The sequence below is a fragment of the Bradyrhizobium arachidis genome, assembly GCF_024758505.1.
Taxonomy (GTDB): Bacteria; Pseudomonadota; Alphaproteobacteria; order Rhizobiales; family Xanthobacteraceae; genus Bradyrhizobium; species Bradyrhizobium manausense_C.
Genome location: NZ_CP077970.1, coordinates 6,308,328 through 6,327,911, shown reverse-complemented (window position 1 = coordinate 6,327,911; position 19,584 = coordinate 6,308,328). Strand labels below are relative to the sequence as shown.

Here is a 19,584-nt window from a genome sequence, read left to right as displayed (position 1 = left end):
TGAATCTCACGCTCTTTCCATGCACCGCCAAAGATCGCGCGGCCGTGCGGCGACAGTGGCCAAAGGTCTGCCAAGGGATAAACACCAGAAGATGAACGGGTGCAAAACGCTCTGGTGCAATGGAAATGCCGGCCAACGGTCTCATCGCCGTTGGTCGCGGCATCGGGCCCTCCGGGTTCATGCCGGAGAGCGCGGCTTTTGCAGGATTACTCCGCCGCCTCGCTGTGCCCGAGGCGAACGTTGAGCTTGTGGATCAGCTCCTCGGCGGCTTCCGCGATCACCGTGCCGGGCGGGAAGATCGCCTCCGCACCGGATTTGTAGAGCGCGTCATAGTCCTGCGGCGGCACCACGCCGCCGACGATGATCATGATGTCGTCGCGGCCCTGCTTCTTCAGCGCGGCCTTCAGTTCGGGCACGGCGGTGAGGTGGGCGGCCGCGAGCGAGGAGACGCCGAGGATGTGGACGTCGTTCTCGACCGCTTGCCGCGCCGCTTCGTCGGCGGTGGCGAACAGCGGCCCGATGTCGACGTCGAAGCCTATGTCGGCAAAGGCCGATGCGATCACCTTCTGGCCGCGATCATGGCCGTCCTGGCCGATCTTGGCGACCAGGATGCGGGGCCGGCGGCCCTCGGCCTCCTCGAACGCGTCGATCAGCGCCTGAACCTTTTCCACCTGGCTGCCCATGCTGGAAGCCTCCCGCTTGTAGACGCCGGTGATGGACTTGATCTCGGCGCGGTGGCGGCCGAACACCTTTTCCATTGCGTCCGAAATTTCGCCGACGGTGGCCTTGGCTCGCGCCGCGTCAATCGCGAGCGCCAAGAGATTGCCGTTGCCTTCGCCGGCCGAGCGCGTCAGCGCGGCGAGCGCTGCATCGACGTCCGCCTGGTTGCGCTCGCTCTTCAGCCGGGTCAGCTTGTCGATCTGGAGCCGCCGCACATTGGTGTTGTCGACCTTCAAAATCTCGATCGGCACTTCATCTGACGGCTTGTATTTGTTGACGCCAATGACGGCCTGCCGACCGGCATCGATGCGGGCCTGCGTCTTGGCGGAGGCTTCTTCGATCCGCAGTTTTGGCACGCCGGCCTCGATGGCTTTTGCCATGCCGCCGAGTTCCTCGACCTCCTGGATGTGGCCCCAGGCTTTTGCCGCGAGGTCGCGCGTCAGGCGCTCGACATAGTAGGAGCCGCCCCAGGGATCGATGATCCGCGTGGTGCCGCTTTCCTGCTGCAGGAAGAGCTGGGTGTTGCGGGCGATGCGCGCGGAGAAGTCGGTCGGCAGCGCCAGCGCCTCGTCGAGCGCGTTCGTGTGCAGCGATTGGGTATGTCCTTGCGTCGCGGCCATCGCTTCCACGGTCGTGCGCATGACGTTGTTGAACACGTCCTGCGCGGTCAGCGACCAGCCGGAGGTCTGGCAATGCGTGCGCAGCGACAGCGAGCGCGGGTCCCTGGGGTTGAACGGCTTTAGCAGCTTCGCCCAGAGCAGCCGCGCGGCGCGCATCTTGGCGACTTCCATGAAAAAATTCATGCCGATCGCCCAGAAGAACGACAGCCGCGGCGCAAAGCGGTCGACGTCGAGGCCGGCCGCAAGACCGGCGCGCAGATATTCGACGCCGTCGGCGAGCGTGTAGGCGAGTTCGAGATCCTGCGTCGCGCCGGCCTCCTGCATGTGATAGCCGGAGATCGAGATCGAGTTGTACTTTGGCATCTTCTGCGAGGTGTAGGCGAAGATGTCGGAGATGATCCGCATCGAGGGCGCAGGCGGATAGATATAGGTGTTGCGCACCATGAACTCTTTCAGAATGTCGTTCTGAATGGTGCCCGAGAGCTTTTCCGGCGGCACGCCCTGTTCGCCGGCGGCCGCGACATACAGCGCGAGGATCGGCAGCACCGCGCCGTTCATGGTCATGGACACGCTCATCTGGTCGAGCGGAATGCCCGCAAACAGCGTGCGCATGTCGTAGATGGAATCGATGGCAACACCGGCCATGCCGACGTCGCCGGCGACGCGCGGATGATCGGAATCGTAGCCGCGATGGGTGGCGAGATCGAAGGCGACCGAGAGACCCTTCTGGCCCGCCGCGAGGTTGCGGCGGTAGAACGCGTTGGAATCCTCCGCCGTGGAGAAGCCGGCATATTGCCGCACCGTCCAGGGCTGGTTGACATACATGGTCGGGTAGGGCCCGCGCAGATAGGGCGCGATGCCCGGATATGTCTCGAGGAAATCGAGGCCGGCGAGATCGGCTTCACCGTAGGCGGATTTGACCGGAATGCCCTCGGGCGTCAGCCACGGCTCGGCACTGCCTGCAGGTGCAGTCGAGGCTACTCTCTCGAAAGCGACGTTGGCGAAATCAGGAATGCGGCTCATGGTTCCAACCATATCATAGGTGAGCGCGTCGGGTCTTAATCGTGATCCGGGTGCTGATGGCTTGCGATGGTCGCCATCTTCTCCGGCCCGTAATTCTGCAGCGTGGTCTGGCTCGGCAGATTGGCGATGCCGACCACCCAGCCGAGGCGGGACTCCGTTCCGTACTGCCGCGTCGGCACGATCCTGTCAGGGCGATCGAACGCGCCGGTCATGATCTCGATGCGCGGACCGCCGATGCGGCGGAAGCTGAGCGGCGTGCCGCAGGCCGCGCAGAAATCGCGCATGGCGATGGAGGAGGATTGGAACGCCGCGGGCGTACCCTTCGTCCACCTGAAGTCACCGTGCTCGATATCGGCAAAGGAGGCGAACGGCGCGCCGGTCGCTTTCTGGCACATGCGGCAATGGCAGATGCTGATCTTGGCCGGCGGCGCCGAGAGCGCGAAGCGGACGGCGCCGCATTGGCATCCGCCGGTGAGAGCGTTTTTTGCTGTGTCGGTCATGCCTGTTCCATCCGTCGATAGGCGTCCTGCAGCGCTGCAAGCGCATCGCCGCCTGCAAAGACGAAGCCGGCAACGCCGGCAGAGCGAAGCGCGGCCTCGGCCTCAGCCGGGCGGCCTGCCAGATAGATATGTTTTGCGCCGGCCTGTTGCAGGGCCTTGGCGGAAGGTTTCGCACGGTCCGCATAGACCTTGTCGCTGGAGCAGAGGCAGGCGAGTTCGGCGCCGGAGGCCTTGAACGCGGCCGCAAGCGCCGCCGCATCGGCAAATCCCGCGCTGTCGACGGCCTCGATGCCGCCGGCCTCGAAGAAGCTCTTCGCAAACGTCGCGCGCGCGGTGAAATCGGCTGCTGTCCCGAGATTGGCCAAGAACACTTTTGGCCGCGCGCCGCGCGATTTCAATGCCGCGTCCGACTTGTCGCGCAGGGCCTCGAACGGCTCGGCAAGACGCATCGGCGCAAGAGCATCGAATTTGAACTTTTGCTCGCCATAGGGCGGAAGCACGATTGGCGTCGCTGACAGCACCGAGGCTTCGCTCTCGTGCAGGTTGGGAAACTCGCTCGCGCCGGTCAGCACGTCGCGGCGTTTTGCGATGTTGGCTTCGCGCGCCTTGCGCGTTGCCGCCACCTTGCCCTGGATCAGGCCCTGCTGGAGGCTCGCAAAGATGCCGCCGGCTTTCTCTAGCTCCTGGAACAGCGCCCAGGTCGCATTGCAGAGTTCCGACGTCAGCGCCTCGATGCCGCCCGCACCCGCCGCGGGATCCGAGACCTTTGCAAGATTGCTTTCTTCCAGCAGCAGAAGCTGCGTGTTGCGCGCCACGCGCCGCGCAAAAGGATCGGGCAGGCCGAGCGCCAGCGTGTGCGGCAGCACGGTGATCGCATTGGCGCCGGCGAGGCCTGCGGCGAATGTCGCCATGGTCGCACGCAACATGTTCACATAAGGGTCGCGCTGGGTCAGCATGCGCCAGGCGGTGTCGGCCGCGATGAACAGCGGCTTTGGCGTCAAGCCGCACGCCGCCTCGATGCGCGCCCACAAAAGGCGCAGCGCGCGGAATTTTGCCATCGTTAAGAACTGGTCGGCATCGGCCGCGAGCCGCGCATAGACCATGTCCTGCGCCTGCTCGAGCGGGATACCGGCGGCTTCGATCGCGCGCAGATAGGCGATGCCGCAGGCGAGCACGAAGGCGAGCTCTTGTGCCTCCGATCCGCCGGCATCGTGGATGACGCGGCCGTCGGTCGAGGCGAAGGGTCCCTTGAAGCCGAGTGCGGCGAGGCCCTTGATTGCGCCCGTCACCGCGGGCGCGATCTCGTCCCAGGTGTAGGGGCTATGACCCCACACCGCGCCGGCGGCCAGCGGATCGAGACCGAAGCGGATGTTGCAGGCGGCAGGATCGAGGCCATTCGACTTCACATATTCCGCGACATGGATCGCGGCCATCCGCGACTGCGGGCCGACCTGAAGCTCGATGCCGATACCGGCATCGAGATGGATGTCCTTCAACACCTTCGCGACCGCGTCCGCGGTCGGTTCCAGGCCAAAACCGTGGCTGCCATTGCCGCCGGCGAAGACGAGCGACAGGCCCGACGCGCCATTCTCCAGATCCGTCAGCGCCTGCGCGTTCGCCAGCGCCGCGTCGGGATGGTCGATCCGCTGCACGATCTGCCAGGGCGCCGCCGCGGCCCGGCCCGCCACCGGTGCGACATCCCTGGCGCGCGGATAGAGCGGATCGATCTTGAGGCCGTCATAGGTCTTGCCGACGAGCTTTTCGAACGGCGCGCCCTTCAGCACGCCATCGACCAGCTTGCGCCAGTCCTCGTTATCAGCCTTCGGAAAGTCGGCGGCCAGCGGCAGATCGTCAGTCACGGCGGTCATTCGGCAGGGGGCTCCCTGAAAATCGGCGGTCTCGTTGTTGGCCGGAAATTGCCACGGGCAGGCGTCCCTGCAAACGGTTGTTTTCGCCTAACCGGTATCAGGCAGCCGCTCAATTCCTTGCGCTGAGACGCTAGCCAGGCCGTCGCGCACCCTGCGGCCGCCGATCAGGCGATCAGGCGCGATTTCGGCCAGAGGCACCAGCACGAAGGCGCGCTCAAAGAGGTGCGGATGGGGCAGTGTCAGATCCGGCGTCTTCAGCGAGACATCGTCATACGCGATCAGATCGAGATCCAGCGTGCGCGGGCCCCACTGCCGATCCTTGTTGCGGGTGCGCCCGAATTTCTGCTCGACCTTCTGCATCACGAACAGGAGCGCATGCGGATCGAGCGCGGTGTCGATCTCGATGCAGGCGTTGATGAAGGGATCCTGGTCCTCATCGCCCCAGGGCGGCGTCGTATAGTCGGAGGAGCGCGCGACTAGCGCGGCCTGCGCCATGCCGCAGATCTGTGCAGTCGCCTTTTTGAAGGTTGCTCGGACATCGCCGACATTGCCGCCGAGTGCGATGAGAGCGCTAGCCATGATTGCTAGCCGTGGGTTGGATGCCGCGAGCGCGTCAGCATGATGCCGACATCGTCGAAGATCGCGGCGATAGGTGCATGTGGCTTGTGCACGGTGACCTTGACGGCACGGATGCGCGGGAAGTGCGACAGGATGGCATCGGCGACCGCGCCGGCCGCGCGCTCCAGCAGCTTGTAGTTGGTGTTCTTGAACGCCGCCGTCGTTGTCGCCACCACCTCGGAATAGGAGACGGTGTCGGCCAGGCGATCGGTGCGGGAGGACTCGGACAAATCTGTGTAAAGCTCGAGATCGATCACAAAACGCTGGCCCACTTCGGTCTCGTGATCCAACACGCCATGGCGGGCGTGGATCGACAGGCCGGTGATGAAAATCGTGTCTGTCATCTCTTGCTCTCGATGGCTTCCGTCACCCGCAGCGCTTGCAGCGTCGCGGCGACGTCGTGGGTCCGGATGATGCGCGCGCCGCGTTGCGCGGCAATGACATGGGCGGCGATCGAGCCGCCGAGCCGGTCTTGCGGCTCGGACGGTGAGACCGATGCGATGAAGCGCTTGCGCGAGGCGCCGACCAGGATCGGCAGGTCGAAGGCGGCGAGTTCGTCGAGCCGCGCCAGCGCGGTCATGCTCTGCTCCGGCGTCTTGCCGAAGCCGATCCCGGGATCGAGCACGATGCCGTCGCGCGCGATGCCCGCTTTGGCCGCAATGTCGAGCGAACGGTCAAAGAAGGCGGCCATGTCCTGCATGATGTCGAGCGCGGGATCGACGCTGTCGCGGTTATGCATGACGACGACGGGCACATTTCGCGCGGCCACCAGCGCGGCCATGCCGGCGTCGCGCTGCAGGCCCCAGACGTCGTTGGCGATGGCAGCTCCCTGGTCGAGCGCCCAGGCCACGACCTCCGACTTCATGCTGTCGATCGAGACCGGCACACCGAGCGCCACCACGGCCGCCAGCACGGGTTTTAGCCGCGCAAGCTCCTCGTCCGCCGTGACGGGCTTGGCGCCCTTGTAGGGCCGCGTGGACTCGGCGCCGATGTCGATGATGTCGGCGCCATCAGCAATCATCGCCCGTGCCCGAACCAGTGCCTGTTCGGGCGCGATGAACTGCCCGCCGTCGGAGAAGGAATCCGGGGTGATGTTGAGCACACCCATCACGGCCGGACCGCGCCGCTCCAGCAGCGCCCGCAGCCAGGCAGGGGGGTGAGGCGAGGCAACCATGCGGTCGCTTTGCGCGGTCGGGGAGGTGGAGTCAAGACGGGAGGGGGCCCCAGCTCCGTCATCCCCGCGCAACGGCGAAGCCGTTGTCGCTGGAGGTGCCGGAGCGTAGCGGAGGCCTCGAAGGATGAACGGCCCCGCTACTGCATCTTGGCCGTTCATCCTTCGAGGCTCAAGCAGCGGCGCAACCGCGCCGCTGCTCTCGCACCTCAGGATGCGGAACGGATATCAATACGTGATCTTCGGCGGCAGCTTGCGCGCTTTGGCGATGAGGTCGCCGACCGACTTTTCCGACGGCAGCAGCTGGACGAGCTTCTTCTTCTCGTTCACGTCGCGCATGTTCTGGGCGAGGCGTGCGGGGTTGCGGTAGGCAAGCTCGCGCACCGTGGTGACGCCGGCAGCGCGCACCAGGCCGATTTTGGCCTTACCCATGCCGGGAATGCGCATGTAGTCGGAGACGTTGGCCCATTCGAGGAGCTGCTGCTCGCTGATTCCGGTCTTGGCAGACAGCGCCTTGCGGCCCTTCACGGTGCCGGCGGCTTCCAGCAGCGCGTCGGTGGTGCGGATGCCCAGCATTTTCAACTTGCTGGCAGCGAAGGCCGACAGGCCCTCAATATCTGAGATGGGGTATGTCATGATGCCCGATGTGAATGCGCGCTTCAGGCGAATTGGCTGAGGCCCGGCGTCCCCGCGATGATCTTGCCCATCTGATCCGCTCCGATTTTGTCGCGACCGAAGCGGAAAAGTTCACGAGCGATTTTCTGGATGTCGGACATGCCGAGACCGAGGCCCATCAGCCGGGTACCGACGGCCATCAGGCCGCCGCCCATCAGCCGGGATAGGCCGCCGCCGCCTTGCGACGCCGCAATCGCAGCCTCGGCACCGGGAATGTGGTCGATCAGGGTCTGGACACTATCGGAAGGTCCTTCATTGCGAAGGAAACCGAGGATGATGCCGACGGTCTGTTCAGCGACAGCACTATCGATGCCGGCGTTTGACGCCAGCCGCCCGATCAGCTCATCCATATTGCCTGCCCCCGACCGGTTGGATACCGGAGTATTGCTTCTGAAAACAATCTTGAGCCTGTGTGATGTGAAATTCAAGCGATGAACGCACGCTAAGGCGCGATTCATCCTCAAACGCAAGAAAGGTGTTGCACCGATGCAAGAGCGGAGATCGAATTTCCGCGAAAATTTGCCGCGGTGCGCACTTCCATTCCGACTTTCGGCGAATGCCATGCACTTGACATCCGACAATGTCGCAGGTGCAACGCCGTCTGAGACGCGTTGTTCTGTTTCAATCGGCTCGCGACATACGGTAAATTGCGGAACCAGTACTTGATTCAGACGACAGGGCGGACAGTCATGGCGACACCCAACACCAAGCTCGGCGATACGGACGACAAGATTTTCGTCGGCAAGGGAGATGAGCTTGCCTGGCTCACGCTCGCGCTCGCCAACCGCCATGGTCTGGTGACCGGTGCGACCGGAACCGGTAAAACCGTGACGTTGCAGGTGATGGCGGAAGGATTTGCGCGCGCCGGTGTTCCTGTCTTCGCAGCCGACATCAAGGGCGACCTCTCCGGCATCTCGCAAGTGGGAGAGGCCAAGGATTTCATCGTCAAGCGCGCGGCCGATATGGGACTGGCGTTCCAGCCGGATCAGTTTTCGACGGTGTTTTGGGACGTGTTCGGCGAGCAGGGACACCCGGTGCGGGCGACCGTCACGGAGATGGGGCCGCTTCTGTTGTCGCGGATGCTTGACTTGAACGACGTGCAGGAGGGCGTCCTCAACGTCGCCTTCCGTGTCGCCGACGACAACGGCCTCACCCTCATCGACATGAAGGATCTGCGCGCATTGCTGGATGCGATCGTGCCGGATGCCGGCAAGAAGGGTGCGGACGCCGAGGAAGGTCCGCTGGCTGATATCAAGAAGGAGGCGCAGGGCTTCGGCAACGTCACCAAGGCGACCGTGGGAACGATCCAGCGCCAGCTCCTGGTGCTGGAGAACCAGGGCGCTACCAAATTCTTCGGTGAGCCGGCGCTGACGCTGAAAGATTTTATGAAGACCGACCGTGACGGCCGCGGCATGGTCAACATCCTCGTGGCTGACAAGCTGCTCCAGAGTCCACGGCTTTACGCGACATTCCTGCTGTGGATGCTGTCAGAGTTGTTCGAGGAGCTGCCCGAGGCCGGCGACCTGCCGAAGCCAAAGCTCGTGTTCTTCTTCGACGAGGCGCATCTGTTGTTCAACGACGCGCCCAAGGCGCTGATGGACAAGATCGAGCAGGTGGTGCGCCTGATCCGCTCCAAGGGCGTCGGCATCTACTTCGTCACGCAGAACCCGATCGACGTGCCGGATCGCGTGCTCGGCCAGTTGGGCAATCGCGTGCAGCACGCGCTGCGCGCCTTCACGCCCCGCGATCAAAAGGCGGTCGCCGCGGCCGCGCAGACCTTCCGGCCCAATCCGAAGCTCGACACCGCCAAGGTGATCACGGAGCTCGGCAAGGGCGAAGCGCTGGTGTCCTTCCTCGAGGGCAATGGCACGCCCTCCATGGTCGAGCGCGTGATGATCCGCCCGCCGACCGGGCGTATCGGGGCGATCACGCCGGAGGAGCGCAAGGCGATCATGGATGCAAGCCCGGTGAAGGGCAAATATGACACCGCCGTCGATGCCGAGTCCGCCTATGAGATGATCCAGAAGCGCATCGCAGGCACCGCGGCAACGGCGGATGCAGGCGCCGCCGGCGGCGGCATTCTCGGCCAGATCGGCTCGATCGTCGGCAGCATCTTCGGCACCAACGTCAAGCGTGGCCGCCTGTCGACCGGCCAGGTCATCGCGCGCGACGTGACGCGATCGGTCACCAACCAGGTGATCGGCGGGATGGCGGCCAATATCGGCAAGTCGGTCGGCGGTCAGCTCGGCGGCTCGATCGGCCGAACCCTGGTCCGCGGTGCGCTCGGCGGGCTGTTGCGGCGCTGAGACGGGCGTTGAAATACGGCCCGCGACCGCTTGTCTGTGCCAGCCATTGATGCGACCTATCGCGCTTTGGTGCGGACTGAGGGACTCGTGTCGCAGGCAATCGATTCAACGGCCGTCACGCAGATCGTGTGGACCTGGTTTCTCCGCCAGGTCGAGCGCGTGCGCGAGGCCGAAATTCCGGGCTGGGTCTGGGTCGTCCTGCTCTGGGCCCTGATGGCGTTTCCGGCCGCTTCGCTCCGCGGCACGCATTACGAAGAGGGCACCGTCATCGGCCTGGCCCGCGGTGCGCTCGAGGACGGCCAGTGGCGCGCGCCACATCTTTACGGCCTCCGTTTCGTCGAGCGGCCGGTGCTGCTGTCATGGATCGCGGCCGCGTTCGGCAGCGTGACGGGCGGCGTCGGCGTCTGGTCGGCGCGGTTGCCGCATCTTCTGTTCCTGCTCGCCGGCGGCTTGATGGTCTATCATCTGGTGCTGCCGCATACCCGCAGGGCGCCCGCCGTTTTCGGCGCGCTGTGCTGGTTCGCCTGTCCGATGGTGGCGCAAAAGTTCGTCACGGCTGAGCCTGACGTCACGCTGTCGGTGCTGATGTTCGGCGGCTTCTTCCTGTGGTGGCGCGGCGTCATCCGGGGGAACGTCTCGCTGCCGCGCTGGATATGCATCGGCATCCTGCTTGCGTTGTCGGGGCTCACCAAGGGGCCGCAGCCGCTGGCCTTCTTCGGACTCGGTGTCGGCGCCTATATCCTGATCAAGCGACGCTGGGGTGACGTTGCCGGGTTCGTCCTCGCCAACGCCATCGCGGTGCTGCCGGCTGCGGCCTGGTACTGGATGGTCATGATCCCCGGCGACGTCGAGGGCTGGCTGCATCATTCGCGGCTGGCCGAGGGTATGACGGCGTCGCAATGGCTGCGGGACCATCTCGACTTTGCGCTCAGCATGATCATGGAGTGGGCGCCGGGCTCGGTGCTGCTGATCCCTGCCATCATTGCGATGCGACGAAATGAACTGCCAGGGGATCGCGACCTCATGCTGGCCGCAATCCTTTACGCCACGCTCGGTGGGCTCGTCCTTCTGGTCTGGCCCGGCGGCGTTGCGACGCGTTATGCGATGCCGGGCAATCTCGGACTTGCTGTCATCGGCGGCATCCTGTTCGAGCGCTGGTGGTTCAGCCGTCACTGGCTGATCGCCGTCGCCAACACCGTGGTGATCGGACTCTCGACGGCGCTCATCGTGTTCGGCTGGATCGTCATCCCGGCTGCGCCGGATATTTTTCGCCAGTCCAGAATCGACGCGCAGATCATCGCTGGTGTGAGGGCGACGATGCCGGGCACCATCTATGCCGCCGAGATGACGGCCAGCGCGAATGTGCTCGCCTATGTGCCGGCGCCGCTGCGCAGGCTGCCCGCGCCCGAATTGGCGAGGCTGAAAGCGCCTGCCTTGGCGATCATCTCGCCGGCGGAAATGGCGGCACTGGCGGCCGCGAATCCGGCGCTCAGGATCGTCAGCCACGCCAGGCTCAGCGGCAAACCGCCGCTGATGGTGGTGGAGATCAGGCCGAACGCGGCGGCCGGTCACAGCAATGCGATCCAGGCGGGTTTGCAGGCGGATTTGGTTGCTGATACCGGACGGCCTTCGAAACAAGGCCCCCTTTGATGCAAGATCCCGTGCTGCGATGGCCCTCCCTGCGACGGCCGACGGACCTTCTGTTCCTGTTTGCGAGCGTGCTGCTGGTCGCCGACGTGCTCGTGCCGGAGATCTTCGGTAACGGCAAGACCAAGGACTATGCGCTCTGGTACTGGGCGGGCCGTCAGGTGATCGAGGGCGGACCGCTCTATGAGCGGATGACGCGGGACACGCTCGATTTCATCTATCCGCCGTTGCCGGCGGTGTTGCTGGCGCCGCCGGCCTGGTTCGGCAAGGTCGTGCTCTACGCGTGCCTGTCGCTGCTCAACGTCGCGTCCTGGTGGATGACCGCGCAGCTCTCGAACGCCATGACCGGAATCGGACGCACGCCTGGGCCGTGGCTCGCCGCGATCCCGGGCTTCGTCACCATCGCCTCCGTCTTCGATATGTTCGATCTCGGGCAGCCGAACCTCGTGCTGCTCGCGATGGTGCTGTACGGCTTCTGGATGCTTGCGCATGAGCGGCCCTGGATCGCCGGCGCGATGTTCGCGCTTGCGGCCGCGATCAAGGCATTCCCCATCGCCGTGTTTCCCTATCTGCTTTGGCGGCGGCAGTGGAAGGCGTTTGCCGGAATGATGATCTTCATCGGCATCTTCCTGTTCGTGCTGCCCGCACCCATTCGCGGTTTCGAGCGCAACGCCGCCGAGCTCAAGACCTGGTACCAGGGCATGATCGGCTCGACGTCGGAGCAGGGTTTTGGCCAGCGCGGCGAGCAGAACTGGTCGTGGATCAATCAGTCGCTCATCGCCGTGACGCACCGGCTGGTGCGCCCCGTCAACTACAATCAGGAGGACCCCAACAAGCCGCCGCGCACGATGAATGTGATCGACGTCGATTTCAAAACGGCGAACTGGATCGTGCTTGTGGTGTCGGCGGCGCTGGGTCTCGGATTCCTCGCGGTGATGCCGGGCGAGAAGCGACGAACACCGCGGTCGGATGCCGAGGAACTGGGCATCCTGTTCTGTCTCATGACGGTCGCGACACCGCTCGCGCGCCAGTATTATTTCATCTGGCTGTTCTTTCCGATTGCGGTCCTGGTTCACCGGGCCGCCTATGACGAACGCCCGGCGGTGCGCATGGGAACCTGGATCGCGCTCGGCGCTGCCGGTGCCCTGGGGTTGCTGGCCCTGCCGTGGTTTCCGCTGGTTCTCCAGGCCTGGGGCAACAATCTCGCGGCCACCGCGGTGCTCGCCGGTGCGCTGGTCTGGCACATCAGGCATCCACCAACCGGGTCTGGCTCGCCCGCAGCAGTGGGGCTAAAACCGGCGACTTAGAAAACCACGTCAGGAAGACCACGATGTCCAACGCGCAGCTTCAGTCCGTGCTCGACCATATCGATAAGGATTTCGACAACAGCCTGGAGCGCCTGTTCGCGTTGTTGCGGATCAAGTCGATCTCGGCAGACCCGGCCTTCGCGGCGGATTGCAAGGCGGCGGCCGAGCATCTCGCCCGCGATATCGCAAGCCTCGGCGTCGCCACGGAGGTGAGGCCAACCGCCGGTCATCCCGCCGTCGTCGGCAAGACCGGCGCCAAGGGCAACGGAAGGCCGCATGTGCTGTTCTACGGCCATTATGACGTCCAGCCGGTCGACCCGCTCAATCTCTGGCATCGTCCGCCGTTCGAGCCCGTCGTCACCGATCATGCCGACGGCCGCAAGATCATCGTCGCGCGCGGCGCAGAGGACGACAAGGGCCAGGTCATGACCTTCGTCGAGGCCTGCCGCGCCTGGAAGAGCGTGACGGGGGCGCTGCCGATCGACATCACCTTCCTGATCGAAGGCGAGGAGGAGGTCGGCTCCAAAAATTTCGTGCCGTTCATCGAGGCCAACAAGGACGAGTTCAAGGCCGACTACGTGCTGGTCTGCGACACCGGCATGTGGGACCGTAACACGCCGGCGATCACGACGTCGCTGCGCGGCCTGCTCTATGAAGAGGTGAAGATCACCGCTGCCAACCGCGACCTGCATTCCGGCGTGTTCGGCGGCGCCGCGATGAACCCGATCCGGGTGCTGACCAAGATTCTCGGCGGCCTGTTCGACGATGACAACCGCATCACCATTCCCGGCTTCTATGACGGCGTGAAGGACCTGCCGCCGGACATTCTGGAGCAGTGGAAGAAGCTCAATCTGACGCCGGACTTTTTCCTCAAGCCGATCGGGCTGTCGATCCCGGCGGGCGAGAAGGGGCGGCTCCTGATCGAGCAGGCCTCCTCGCGTCCGACCTGCGACGTCAACGGCATCTGGGGCGGCTATATCGGCGAAGGCTCCAAGACGGTGATCCCGTCGATCGCTTCAGCCAAGGTCTCGTTCCGCCTCGTCGAGGGGCAGGATCCCCTGAAGATCCGCAAGGCTTTCCGCGACTATGTCTCGGCGCGGATCCCGGCCGACTGCTCGGTCGAGTTCGGCGATCATTCGGCGGCGCCCGCGATCGCGCTCGACTGGAACATGAAGCCGCTCGCGGCCGCCAAGAAGGCGCTGACCGAGGAGTGGGGCAAGGAGACCGTGCTGATGGGGTCAGGCGCCTCGATCCCGATCGTCGCCGACTTCAAGCGCACGCTGGGGCTGGACTCGCTGCTGGTCGGCTTCGGGCTCGACGACGACAACATCCACTCACCGAACGAGAAGTACGACCTCAAGAGTTTCCAGAAGGGCATTCGCTCTTGGGCGCGCATCCTTGCCGCGCTCGCGGAGGTGAAGTGACCGCGCAGCGTAGGGTTGGTTAGCCTCGCGGCTGCGCGAAGCGTAGTCCGCTCGGCGTAACCCACCAACTTCGTCCCGCATTTGCTGAAGCATGGTGGGTTACGCCTAGCGGATTGCGCTTCGCGCAGTCCGCTCGGCGCAATCCACCCTACGAAAGCACTCAAACAAAAACGCCGCCCGGAATTGGGCGGCGTTTCATTCCGAAAAGCGCAGAGGTCGTTCGGCGCAGATACTACACCGAACGCCGAAATTCTCAAGTCCGGTAGCCCGGGCTCTCGCGGTCGAGCTTGCGCAGCAGCGGTGGCCACACGAGGGTGGTGGAACGCAGCTCGGCGCGGTCGCGGTTGGCGAGCAGCTCGGTGTTCTTCTCGATCGCGATGTCCTCGACCGGATAGACCGGCGTGCCCAGCGCGCGGGTGCGCACCTGCATCGAGCAGGCCCGTTCCAGATGGTACATGCGCTCGAAGGCCGAGGCGACGGAGCGGCCGACCGTCAGCGTGCCGTGGTTGCGGAGCAGCATGTGGTTGTGGTCGCCGAGATCCTTCTGCAGCCGCGGACGCTCGTCGTGATCGAGCGCGATGCCCTCATAGTCGTGATAGGCAAGGTCGTGGGTGACGAGCTGCGCGGTCTGGTTCAGCGGCAGCAGGCCTTCGGCGCTGCTCGAGACCGCGGTGCCGTCGAGCGTATGCAAGTGAAGCACGCAGATCGCATCCTCGCGCACCTCGTGGATCGCGGAATGGATGGTGAAGCCGGCCGGGTTGATGCTGTACTCGCTCTCGCTGAGCTGGTTGCCGTGCAGGTCGACCTTGACGAGGCTGGAGGCGGTGATCTCGTCGAACATCAGGCCGTAGGGATTGATCAGAAAGTGATGGTCCGGTCCGGGCACGCGGGCGGAGATGTGGGTGTCGACCAGATCGTCCCAGCCGTAGAGCGCAACGAGGCGGTAGCAGGCGGCGAGGTTGACCCGCTGTTGCCACTCGGCCTCCGTCATGTTTGACGGCACTTCCTTCAGGCGCGCTTCCGCTGGCGACATGGCAGATCTCTCCGAACGACGTTGTTTCGGAGAGGGAGCCTAGTCTTGCGATGGGGTGCCAGCAAGGCGCACGAAGCGTGGCAGTCAAGCGTAGCCCGCATGAGCTCCGCGATATGCGGGATTGCCCGAAACGGTCCCAGATGTCGCTGCGCTCATCCGGGGCCCGTTACCCCATCTACATGCCCGGAGAAGGAAATTACGGCGCCGGGATCGACAACAGGCTGGAAATGCTGCGGCCACGGATGTCGTAGACGCGGGCGAACACTACGTCGTCGCGCTTGACCTCGACCATAACAGGCGCGGTGAGGCCCTTGCAGTAGAATTCGCCCAGCGTCATGGCGAAGTCGGCCGCATTGGAGTCCCAGCCGATGGTGAAGTCAGGTCCGAGCGCGACCTGCGCCGGACGCTGCGGGCCGCACACCGCGACCTTCCACTTGCGGTTCTGCGGCTGCACCTCCTGCCGCTCGACCAGTTGCTCGCGCAGCTCGTCGGAAGCCTGCTTCAGCGCGAGGCCCCAATAGTCCAGCATGAAGCGATCGTCGGCGCCGCGCACGGTGCCGGCGACGTGGTTGAAATGCGTGTACTGATAGGGATGCAGGCGGATCATCTCGGCGAGCGAGAGCGCAAGCCCGAAGCAGAAGGTGGCGAGCACGACCGGCTGCCAGCTCCGGTGATTGGCCCGCAGCCGTTCCATGATCCAGGCAAAGGCGACGCCGCCGAGCACGGTCATCGGCGGAATGACGAAGACGAAGTGGCGGATGCCGTTGTAGAGCGCGGGCCGCTTCACCATCGCGATGACGAGCGGCAGGGTGGCCGCGAGCGTGAGCATGAGCATGATCGTCTTGCGCCGTGCCGGCACGTCCTTGCGCGGCAGCATGACGAAGGTGCCGGCGACAGCGCCGATCGTCAGTACCAGCAGCACTTCCGGCAGTTGCAGGGCGAACAGCGTCGGCAGATAGGACCACGGCATGTCCGGCACCGACACCAGGGCGCCGTCGAACATCTCCTTCCAGGGCTTTTCGAAGAAATGCGAGAAGTAGGTCAGCGCCTGGAACGGATTGCCGGGTTCCATGATCGACCACGGCCAGATCAGGCCCATGACGAGATAGCCGAGCACGAGCCCGGGCAGCAGCACGTAGACGGTATGGGCGAAGCGGCGCGTGGCTTCGCGGGCGCCTTCGACGCGAAGCTCTTCGTGGAACAGCGGGATGAAGGCGATTGCCGCATAGACGAGCGCAAGGCCGCCGAGGATGCGCGAGCCGAACGACAGGCCGGCGCCGAGGCCGACGATCAGGATCGTGCGCGGCGAGGGACGCGGATATTCGTCGGCGAGGCGCACGAGACCGAGCATCAGCACGATCATCGCCACGGCGAACGGCGCGTCCTTCGGGTTCATGAACATGTGGCCGTAGAAGGTCGGGCAGAGCGCGAGCAGCAACAGCGTCGCAAGACCCGCGATCGGTCCGCCGACGCGGCGGCCGAGCCGCCACGTCACTGCAAGGCCGATCACGCCGACGATGGCGCCGACCAGACGGCGGGTCTCGAACAGTTCGAGCGGAATGACCTTGTGCAGCAGCGCTGCGATCATGTCGAAGCCGCCGCCATACATGTAGAGGTTGGCGAAGGACAGCGCCGCAGTGTCCTTGAAACCGGATCCGAACATGCGCAGCAGAAGGTCGGCATATTCGGCGTGGGTGTAGTCATCCCAGCCGAGACCGTAGTCGCGGAACGTCAAACCGGCGATGACAGCGACCGCCGCGAGCACGAGCATCGCGAGATCGTCGCAAGTCCGTTCGATCGAGCGCCGCGCTGGCGTATCGAGCGCCGAAGTCGTGATGGATGTCATGGCTAGTAGCCCGGCGTCCCCTCTCGGCCCTGCTGGCGTTCACGGGCCTGTTCCCCGGACTTCCTATAGCGCAGTTCCATGTGCAAGTAATTCGGCATAATGGCTAAATTCCTGATGCAATGCAGCAAATCGGAAGTCCAAATTGGAAGTCTTGCAGCCTCGTTCAAGCTAGCGAGGCGATACTGAAGGGAATGTGAATAAGTCTCTGATTTCGCTATTTTAAGGAACGGCTATGGCAAAACGCCGTTGGCGAGTTGCACAATATGACGGTATCGTGGCGTAGGCGTCGCGCCTGATGCGCGGCCGGGGGTGAGTTCGATGGCGCTGGCATTGATGATCGCGGGGGTAGTCGCCATTGTGGCGGGTCTCCTCACGGTCGTTTGGGGCATCTCGCTCAAGGAATTCAGCCTCGGCAGCACCCTCATAACGAGCGGGACAATCGGCGTCTGCTCCGGAATGTTACTGCTCGGCCTGTACGTCGTCGTGCAGGAGCTCCGGACCATGGTCCGCCGGCTCGCCGGTTCCACCGCACCGTCCGACGTGCGGGTGAGGCCGGTGCTTCCGGCCGGCATCGCGCAGGCGGGAATGCCGGTAGCGGAGGCTGCGCCGGCCGAAGAGATCAAGATCGAAGCCGCGTCGCTGTCTACGGGAACGCCGCCGCCATGGCAGGAGCAGGCCGCGGCGCGTGCGCGCGCAGAGGCGGCACCACCGCCGCCCGTACCCGACGTGCCGTCGCCGCCACCGCCCGCAGAGCCGCCGCGCCGGCGCAATCTTCTGTTCGAGTCGACCTCGCGCAAGGAACGCGAGCGTGCCGAGGCAAAGACCGGGGATGCGCCCTCGGGAGCCGAGCCGCGGCCCGCGCCACCGCCGCCTGCGGTGCCGCCAGAGCCTCCGCCCGCGAGTTTTGATGACGCCTGGCCGAAGCCGGACCGCGCGCGCCCCTTGGAGGCGTCGGTGACGCGGCGTCCACCGCCGCCGCTGCGCGCGCCCGTCGCGGAACCTGCCGCGGCTCCGTCCGCGCCTTCTCCGCCTCCGCCTGCGCCCGAGCCTCCACGTCCTGCGCCGCCGGCCGAGCAGCCGGCTGTCACCGTGCTCAAGTCGGGCGTCGTCGATGGCATGGCCTATTCGCTCTATTCGGACGGCTCGATCGAGGCCCAGATGCCGGAAGGCATGATGCGTTTCGCCTCGATCGACGAGCTGCGGGCGCATCTCGACCAGCGGAGCTGAGGCCGCCGCGCCGGCCTGAGTAGAGTAGTGTTGTTTTTGTTGTTAGGGCAGTAATAAGCTCGAATTTACTAGTAGTCGCGTCTTTGTCGAATGTATTGGTGACCATAAATTACTTTGGCATCGCCGGGCCATGGCAGGCGATGCCATTTCAATGAGGTTGACCCCATGTCGGATGCCGCTGGCAAAAATTTCATCGAGCTCACGGCGAATATCGTCTCGGCCTATCTCAGCAACAATCCAACGCCCGCAACCGAGATCCCGAACCTGATCAGCCAGGTGCACGGTGCTCTGACGCGGGTATCGGCCGGCCGCACCGAGGCGCCGCTCGAGCCCGCAAAGCCCGCGGTGTCGCTGAAGAAGTCGATGACGCCGGACTATCTGGTGTGCCTCGAGGACGGCAAGCGCTTCAAATCGCTGAAGCGCCATTTGCGCACCCAGTACAACATGACGCCGGAGCAATATCGCGAGAAGTGGGGCCTGCCCGCGGACTATCCCATGGTGGCGCCGAACTACGCGGTGGCGCGCTCGCAACTGGCGAAGAAGATGGGGCTGGGGCAGCAGCAGCGGAAGCGCAAATAGCGCGTGATCCGGAAAGGTTGCAACGATCTGGATGCTGACGCCAGCCGACGCAGACCGCCTGATTGTACAGCATCTGGGCGACACGCCACGGGCCGCCCATACGCGATTTGTCGCCTGTGTCATGCGGCAGCTTGCGCCGGGTTTTTCCGCCTCCGCGGACCTTTGGGAGGTTGTCGGCCTGTGCCACGACCTCGACTACTTCCACTCATCGGGCGACTGGAGCCAGCACGGCCTGACAACGGTGAGCTGGCTCGGCGACAGCATCCCCGTTGAAGCCCAGGAAGCAATCGCCGCTCACGATCACCGCACTGGCGTGCAGGCCGATACATTGCTTGCCGACATGCTGAAGCTGGCGGACGCCGTCGCGATCATCGATCAGCGATTAGGACGTGGCCCATTCTGCGCTACGGACCGCGCTGCTCCCTATGCGGCGCTGCGCCGACAACTCAGCGATCGCTTCTATTTGGGCGACATCCTGGAGCGATATTCGGAAAAGCATGGACTATCCTTCGATCGCATCGTCGCGATCGTTGCCCTTGCACCGGAGCAGTAGGCCTTGTCTGTCTAGCGCCGCCTACGAGGCTTCCGCCAGCGCTTCGCGTGCGTCGGTCCTGATCCGCTCGACCATCGAGCGCAGCCCGTTGGAGCGCTGCGGGGTCAGGTGATCGCGAAAGCCGAACTCGTCGAACACGGCGATCGCATCGGTCGAAAGGATTTCCTGCGGCGTGCGGCCGGAATAGAGCGACAACAGGATCGCGACCAGCCCGCGCACGATATGGGCATCGCTGTCGCCGAGATATTTCAGGACGGGGGCGCCGCCATTGCGCTCGACCCACTTGGACAGCCAGACCTGGCTGACGCAGCCCTGCACCTTGTTGGCGGCGGAGTGCTCGCCCTCGGGCATCGGTTCCAGCGTGCGGCCGAGTTCGATGACATACCGGTAGCGGTCGTCCCAATCGTCCAGAACGTCGAAATTGTCCCTGATTTCGTCAATCGTCGTCATGATGGCCCGTGTTTCCC

The 19,584-nt window shown here is 64.6% G+C and carries 18 protein-coding genes; 7 read left to right on the top strand and 11 right to left on the bottom strand.

Going from position 1 to position 19,584, the window contains the following annotated elements:
* Positions 1–206: 206 nt before the first annotated feature.
* The 8 genes from scpA to KUF59_RS29240 form a co-directional block, all read right to left on the bottom strand.
* Complete coding sequence (scpA, locus tag KUF59_RS29275) at positions 207–2,363, bottom strand: methylmalonyl-CoA mutase (RefSeq protein ID WP_212455662.1); 2,157 nt, start codon at positions 2,361–2,363, stop codon at positions 207–209.
* A 35-nt stretch (positions 2,364–2,398) separates the two neighbouring features.
* On the bottom strand, positions 2,399–2,863 hold the full coding sequence (locus KUF59_RS29270; protein WP_212455661.1) for a GFA family protein: 465 nt from the start codon (positions 2,861–2,863) through the stop codon (positions 2,399–2,401).
* Positions 2,860–4,731 carry a methylmalonyl-CoA mutase family protein gene (locus KUF59_RS29265; RefSeq protein ID WP_212455660.1) on the bottom strand — a complete coding sequence of 624 codons (1,872 nt, stop codon included), beginning with the start codon at positions 4,729–4,731 and terminating at the stop codon, positions 2,860–2,862. The genes KUF59_RS29270 and KUF59_RS29265 overlap by 4 nt, the downstream gene beginning before the upstream one ends.
* An 87-nt stretch (positions 4,732–4,818) precedes the next feature.
* Entirely contained in the window at positions 4,819–5,310 is a 492-nt protein-coding gene (folK, locus tag KUF59_RS29260; protein WP_212455659.1) for a 2-amino-4-hydroxy-6-hydroxymethyldihydropteridine diphosphokinase, read from the bottom strand.
* 5 nt (positions 5,311–5,315) lie between these two features.
* Positions 5,316–5,693: a dihydroneopterin aldolase gene (folB, locus tag KUF59_RS29255; protein ID WP_212455658.1), complete on the bottom strand. Its 378-nt coding sequence runs from the start codon at positions 5,691–5,693 to the stop codon at positions 5,316–5,318.
* A complete protein-coding gene (folP, locus tag KUF59_RS29250) occupies positions 5,690–6,523 on the bottom strand; it encodes a dihydropteroate synthase (protein ID WP_212455657.1) in 834 nt (277 codons plus the stop codon). The genes folB and folP overlap by 4 nt, the downstream gene beginning before the upstream one ends.
* 225 nt (positions 6,524–6,748) lie before the next feature.
* Positions 6,749–7,156: a DUF4332 domain-containing protein gene (locus KUF59_RS29245; RefSeq protein ID WP_212455656.1), complete on the bottom strand. Its 408-nt coding sequence runs from the start codon at positions 7,154–7,156 to the stop codon at positions 6,749–6,751.
* A 23-nt stretch (positions 7,157–7,179) separates the two neighbouring features.
* Positions 7,180–7,545 (bottom strand): DUF2267 domain-containing protein, encoded by a 366-nt coding sequence (locus KUF59_RS29240; RefSeq protein WP_212455655.1) that lies wholly within the window; start codon positions 7,543–7,545, stop codon positions 7,180–7,182.
* 339 nt (positions 7,546–7,884) lie between these two features.
* On the opposite strand from KUF59_RS29240, the gene KUF59_RS29235 reads away from it, so the two are divergent.
* The 4 genes from KUF59_RS29235 (at position 7,885) to KUF59_RS29220 (ending at position 13,879) form a co-directional block, all read left to right on the top strand.
* On the top strand, positions 7,885–9,501 hold the full coding sequence (locus KUF59_RS29235; RefSeq protein WP_212455654.1) for a helicase HerA-like domain-containing protein: 1,617 nt from the start codon (positions 7,885–7,887) through the stop codon (positions 9,499–9,501).
* A gap of 87 nt (positions 9,502–9,588) precedes the next feature.
* Positions 9,589–11,151 (top strand): ArnT family glycosyltransferase, encoded by a 1,563-nt coding sequence (locus KUF59_RS29230; protein ID WP_212455653.1) that lies wholly within the window; start codon positions 9,589–9,591, stop codon positions 11,149–11,151.
* Positions 11,151–12,455 carry a glycosyltransferase family 87 protein gene (locus KUF59_RS29225; protein ID WP_258767274.1) on the top strand — a complete coding sequence of 435 codons (1,305 nt, stop codon included), beginning with the start codon at positions 11,151–11,153 and terminating at the stop codon, positions 12,453–12,455. Before KUF59_RS29230 ends, KUF59_RS29225 begins: the two co-directional genes overlap by 1 nt.
* Before the next feature lie 23 nt (positions 12,456–12,478).
* Complete coding sequence (locus KUF59_RS29220; RefSeq protein WP_212455651.1) at positions 12,479–13,879, top strand: M20/M25/M40 family metallo-hydrolase; 1,401 nt, start codon at positions 12,479–12,481, stop codon at positions 13,877–13,879.
* A gap of 253 nt (positions 13,880–14,132) precedes the next feature.
* Here KUF59_RS29220 and KUF59_RS29215 read toward each other — a convergent pair whose 3' ends face one another.
* Complete coding sequence (locus KUF59_RS29215) at positions 14,133–14,912, bottom strand: class II aldolase/adducin family protein (RefSeq protein WP_212455650.1); 780 nt, start codon at positions 14,910–14,912, stop codon at positions 14,133–14,135.
* A 196-nt stretch (positions 14,913–15,108) separates the two neighbouring features.
* Positions 15,109–16,758: an ArnT family glycosyltransferase gene (locus KUF59_RS29210; RefSeq protein ID WP_212455649.1), complete on the bottom strand. Its 1,650-nt coding sequence runs from the start codon at positions 16,756–16,758 to the stop codon at positions 15,109–15,111.
* A 318-nt stretch (positions 16,759–17,076) separates the two neighbouring features.
* On the opposite strand from KUF59_RS29210, the gene KUF59_RS29205 reads away from it, so the two are divergent.
* The 3 genes from KUF59_RS29205 (at position 17,077) to KUF59_RS29195 (ending at position 19,117) form a co-directional block, all read left to right on the top strand.
* A complete protein-coding gene (locus tag KUF59_RS29205) occupies positions 17,077–17,985 on the top strand; it encodes a DUF308 domain-containing protein (protein WP_212455648.1) in 909 nt (302 codons plus the stop codon).
* A 165-nt stretch (positions 17,986–18,150) separates the two neighbouring features.
* Positions 18,151–18,564 (top strand): Ros/MucR family transcriptional regulator, encoded by a 414-nt coding sequence (locus KUF59_RS29200; RefSeq protein WP_212405809.1) that lies wholly within the window; start codon positions 18,151–18,153, stop codon positions 18,562–18,564.
* A 31-nt stretch (positions 18,565–18,595) separates the two neighbouring features.
* Entirely contained in the window at positions 18,596–19,117 is a 522-nt protein-coding gene (locus KUF59_RS29195; RefSeq protein WP_212455647.1) for an HD domain-containing protein, read from the top strand.
* Between the two features lie 21 nt (positions 19,118–19,138).
* Here the strand turns inward: KUF59_RS29195 and KUF59_RS29190 are convergent, their stop codons facing one another.
* The gene (locus KUF59_RS29190) at positions 19,139–19,567 is read right to left on the bottom strand and encodes a SufE family protein (protein ID WP_212455646.1); all 429 of its coding nucleotides are present in this window, start codon (positions 19,565–19,567) and stop codon (positions 19,139–19,141) included.
* Between the last annotated feature and the right edge of the window lie 17 nt (positions 19,568–19,584).

Excerpts from the sequence above, each read along its gene's own strand:
- scpA (WP_212455662.1), bottom strand. The coding sequence starts at position 2,363 with ATGAGCCGCATTCCTGATTTCGCCAACGTCGCTTTCGAGAGAGTAGCC.
- KUF59_RS29270 (WP_212455661.1), bottom strand. The coding sequence starts at position 2,863 with ATGACCGACACAGCAAAAAACGCTCTCACCGGCGGATGCCAATGCGGC.
- KUF59_RS29265 (WP_212455660.1), bottom strand. The coding sequence starts at position 4,731 with ATGACCGCCGTGACTGACGATCTGCCGCTGGCCGCCGACTTTCCGAAG.
- folK (WP_212455659.1), bottom strand. The coding sequence starts at position 5,310 with ATGGCTAGCGCTCTCATCGCACTCGGCGGCAATGTCGGCGATGTCCGA.
- folB (WP_212455658.1), bottom strand. The coding sequence starts at position 5,693 with ATGACAGACACGATTTTCATCACCGGCCTGTCGATCCACGCCCGCCAT.
- folP (WP_212455657.1), bottom strand. The coding sequence starts at position 6,523 with ATGGTTGCCTCGCCTCACCCCCCTGCCTGGCTGCGGGCGCTGCTGGAG.
- KUF59_RS29245 (WP_212455656.1), bottom strand. The coding sequence starts at position 7,156 with ATGACATACCCCATCTCAGATATTGAGGGCCTGTCGGCCTTCGCTGCC.
- KUF59_RS29240 (WP_212455655.1), bottom strand. The coding sequence starts at position 7,545 with ATGGATGAGCTGATCGGGCGGCTGGCGTCAAACGCCGGCATCGATAGT.
- KUF59_RS29235 (WP_212455654.1), top strand. The coding sequence starts at position 7,885 with ATGGCGACACCCAACACCAAGCTCGGCGATACGGACGACAAGATTTTC.
- KUF59_RS29225 (WP_258767274.1), top strand. The coding sequence starts at position 11,151 with ATGCAAGATCCCGTGCTGCGATGGCCCTCCCTGCGACGGCCGACGGAC.
- KUF59_RS29220 (WP_212455651.1), top strand. The coding sequence starts at position 12,479 with ATGTCCAACGCGCAGCTTCAGTCCGTGCTCGACCATATCGATAAGGAT.
- KUF59_RS29215 (WP_212455650.1), bottom strand. The coding sequence starts at position 14,912 with ATGTCGCCAGCGGAAGCGCGCCTGAAGGAAGTGCCGTCAAACATGACG.
- KUF59_RS29210 (WP_212455649.1), bottom strand. The coding sequence starts at position 16,758 with ATGACATCCATCACGACTTCGGCGCTCGATACGCCAGCGCGGCGCTCG.
- KUF59_RS29205 (WP_212455648.1), top strand. The coding sequence starts at position 17,077 with ATGGCGCTGGCATTGATGATCGCGGGGGTAGTCGCCATTGTGGCGGGT.
- KUF59_RS29200 (WP_212405809.1), top strand. The coding sequence starts at position 18,151 with ATGTCGGATGCCGCTGGCAAAAATTTCATCGAGCTCACGGCGAATATC.
- KUF59_RS29195 (WP_212455647.1), top strand. The coding sequence starts at position 18,596 with ATGCTGACGCCAGCCGACGCAGACCGCCTGATTGTACAGCATCTGGGC.
- KUF59_RS29190 (WP_212455646.1), bottom strand. The coding sequence starts at position 19,567 with ATGACGACGATTGACGAAATCAGGGACAATTTCGACGTTCTGGACGAT.